Raw genomic sequence first — 2771 nt, 5'->3', positions numbered from 1 at the left:
TGCAGCCGTGCCCGCCTCCGGGCCCGGGCGCTCCCGCCCCGCCCCGGGCCATCCCGGCGGTCCCGGCCCCCGCTAGCAACCCTGCGGGTGCGGTGCGTACGACGGCGCGCCGCACCTGCGGTGGTGACTAGTCCGGGATCATCGCGGGAAGTGTTATGGCAAAGGCTGTTTCGCCCGGAACGCTCCGCACCTCGATCGTGCCGTCGTGGGCATTGACGAGGGCCCGCACGATGGCCAGGCCCAGGCCCGTGCTGCCCGCGCGCCGCGACCGGGACGAGTCGCCGCGGGCGAAACGTTCGAATATCTCCGGTTGTTGATCCTTCGGGATGCCCGGCCCGGTGTCGGTCACCGTCAGGACCACCTGATCGTTTCCGTTCCGGCGCAATGCGGTGTTCACCCGGGTCCCCGGCGGCGTGTGCACCCGGGCATTCGTCAGCAGGTTCGCCAGCATCTGATGCAGCCGGAGGCGGTCTCCGGCGACCAGGACCGGTTCGTCGGGCACGTTGACCGACCAACGGTGGACGGGCCCCGCGATGTGAGCGTCGCTGACGGCGTCTACTGCGAGCTCGGACAGATCGACGGGTTCGTAGTCGAGCGGGCGCCCGGAATCCATCCGCGCCAACAACAGCATGTCTTCGACCAGTTGTGTCATCCGTTTGGATTCGGCGTCGACGCGTTCGATCGCATGGGCCAGATCGTCCGGGCAGCCGGCAAGTCTGCGGCGGGCCAGTTCCGTGTAGCCCCGGATGGAGGCCAGTGGGGTGCGCAGTTCGTGGCTGGCGTCGGCGACGAACTGCCGTACCCGAGTCTCGCTGGCATGCCGCACCGCAAGCGCGTCGGCGATGCGGTCGAGCATCTGGTTGAAGGCCGAACCCAGTTGGCCCACTTCGGTGCGGGCACTGTCCGGATCGACGGGCACCAGCGGCGTGGGCAGGTCGACCTCACCGCGGTCGAGTTCGAGCTGAGTGACTCTGTGGGCCGCGGCAGCGACCCGTGACAGCGGTGCGAACTGGCGCCGGATGATCACGATCCCGGCGGCAGTGGCCAGGATCAACGCGGTCGCCGCGACGGTGCTGAAGAAGCCCAGCGTCGACAACAGGGTGTTGGTGACGCCGGCCATCGGCAGACCCGCGACGACTGTCCGCCCGTCATCGGCGGTGACGCTGACGAGTTTGTAATCGCCGAGTCCGTCCAGATCGATGCGGACCAGAGTTTGTTTCCCGATCCCGGACAGTTGTTCGAACGCCTTGGGTGAGAGCTCCCGTCGATCTCCGTCGGCGGAGATGATGGCCGCCTCGGCGGTGTGGCCGTCGGAAACCACAGCCCCCACGGTGCCGACCGACTGACCCGGGCCGTCGAGGAACATCGGCCCTGGGCCTTCGAACCGCACGAACGGTGGCGGCCCGAAGTTGTAGAACGCCACCGACCGTGATCCGGCGTCGAACACCTGGTGCTCCAACTGTTCGGTCAGGAAGTGGTTCATCGCCAGCAGGGTGCCGGCGCCGATGCCGACGCACACGAACGTGAGCAGCCCGGCGAGCACCAGCAGCAGTCGGGCTTGCAGTGACCACGTCCGGGGGCGTCGCAGCCGAACCGGCGAGCGTGGCTCAGCGAGGCGGTTTGAGGACATATCCGGACCCGCGGAGCGTGTGGATCATCGGAGTGCGGCCGGCATCGATCTTCCGGCGCAGATAGGAGATGTACAGCTCGATGACATTGGAGCGGCCGTCGAAATCGTAGTTCCACACGTGGCTGAGGATCTGCGCCTTGGTCAGCACCCGTCTGGAGTTGTGCATCAGGTACCGGAGCAGCTCGAATTCAGTTGCTGTCAACGTGATTTCGTCCCCGCCTCGGAAGACCTCGTGACTGTCCTCGTCCAACACCAGATCGCCGACGACGAGTTTCGATGCCCCGGTGTCCTCGGAGACGCCGGTACGCCGCATGAGCGCGCGCAACCGCAGCACGAGTTCCTCGACGCTGAAAGGCTTGGTGACATAGTCGTCGCCGCCGGCGGCCAGCCCGGCGATGCGGTCTTCGAGCGATTCCTTGGCGGTCAGCAGGAGCAGCGGCAGTCCGGGGCGTGTGTCGCGGAGCTTCCGAAGTACTTCGAGTCCATCGATGTCCGGCAGCATGATGTCCAGGACGACGACGTCGGGCGGGTTCTCGTGGGCGCGGCGGATCGCCGATGATCCGTCGGCCGCGATCGAGACCTGCCAGCCTTCGTAGCGCAACGCCATGGACACCAACTCGGCCAGCCCGGGTTCGTCATCGACGACGAGCACCTGGATCGGGCTGCCGTCGGCGCGCGTCATCACGGCTCGCACATTGGCGGCCGTCGAGGGTTCAACGGGGGTGTCGTCGGAACTGGGCACCGGCAGATTCTCTTCAGTCGCGTTATGCGTCGACTGTGGTGATTCTGTGGCGCACCTATGAAGTAGCTGCGGGAGAAAGTGAGGCAGGTCTGATTGTGGCGATTCATAGCTGGGGGATAGGGACAGCAAAGCGGCCGCATAGTGCGTCTCGAGACGATTAGTGTGCCGCCAAATGTGTTGCCGCGGCGGCGATGTTCATGCGTATCGACGATGAGAGGAAGTGGATTGTGCGAACGATGAAGCGTCGGGCCGCCGCCGGTTCGGCCCTGTTGGCCCTGTCGCTGTTCGGTGGAGCGACCATCGGCTCTGCGGTCGCGGCGGCAGCGCCGCCTCCGCCTTGTCCGCCCGGAGCGCCCTGTGGCCCCGGTGGGCCGGGGTTCGGACCGGGCCCGGGTGGCC

Annotated in this window: 2 protein-coding genes; both read right to left on the bottom strand. The window is 66.9% G+C overall.

Features of this window, described 5'->3' with window-relative positions:
• Positions 1-127: 127 nt before the first annotated feature.
• On the bottom strand, positions 128-1630 hold the full coding sequence (locus TX88_RS25325) for a sensor histidine kinase (RefSeq protein WP_044520725.1): 1503 nt from the start codon (positions 1628-1630) through the stop codon (positions 128-130).
• A complete protein-coding gene (locus tag TX88_RS25320; RefSeq protein ID WP_044521963.1) occupies positions 1608-2312 on the bottom strand; it encodes a response regulator transcription factor in 705 nt (234 codons plus the stop codon). Before TX88_RS25320 ends, TX88_RS25325 begins: the two co-directional genes overlap by 23 nt.
• Between the last annotated feature and the right edge of the window lie 459 nt (positions 2313-2771).

Source organism: Mycolicibacterium septicum DSM 44393 (assembly GCF_000455325.1).
GTDB classification, from domain to species: domain Bacteria; phylum Actinomycetota; class Actinomycetes; order Mycobacteriales; family Mycobacteriaceae; genus Mycobacterium; species Mycobacterium septicum.
The sequence above is the reverse complement of the archived record's forward strand: the minus strand, read 5'-3'. Positions and strand labels throughout refer to the sequence as shown.

Coding starts and splice junctions, on each gene's coding strand:
- TX88_RS25325 (WP_044520725.1), bottom strand. CDS start 1,630: ATGTCCTCAAACCGCCTCGCTGAGCCACGCTCGCCGGTTCGGCTGCGA.
- TX88_RS25320 (WP_044521963.1), bottom strand. CDS start 2,312: ATGACGCGCGCCGACGGCAGCCCGATCCAGGTGCTCGTCGTCGATGAC.